The sequence below is a fragment of the Paenibacillus sp. F024 genome (assembly GCF_057814255.1).
Genome location: NZ_JBVASZ010000119.1, coordinates 1 through 321, shown reverse-complemented (window position 1 = coordinate 321; position 321 = coordinate 1). Strand labels below are relative to the sequence as shown.

The following is a 321-nucleotide window of genomic DNA, read 5'->3' as shown; positions in this document are numbered from 1 at the left end:
TCCGGCGGATGCCGTTTCGGCACGGGCTCCTTGGCTTTACGCTCTTTTGAACCGGAAGTTCTACATCGACGAGCTGTATCAAGCCGCGGTCGTTCGTCCATTGCAGGGGCTCGGCAAGCTGCTGCATGTGTTCGATATTTATGTGGTTGACGGTGCGGTTCGCTTGTCCAGCTATGCCGTGAACGGACTAGGACGTCTCGGCTCCCGGATGCAAAACGGACAGGTACAGTCCTACGGTTTGGTTACGCTGATCGGACTTATCATCCTCAGGCTGGCCATAGCCGGAAGGAGGTTCCTCGATGCCGGATAACTTTCCGATCC

General features: G+C 56.4%; 1 pseudogene. It reads left to right on the top strand.

The features are described from left to right. Positions 1-310 (top strand): annotated as a pseudogene (locus tag ACZYR9_RS27630) (NADH-quinone oxidoreductase subunit L); the annotation flags it as partial. Between the last annotated feature and the right edge of the window lie 11 nt (positions 311-321).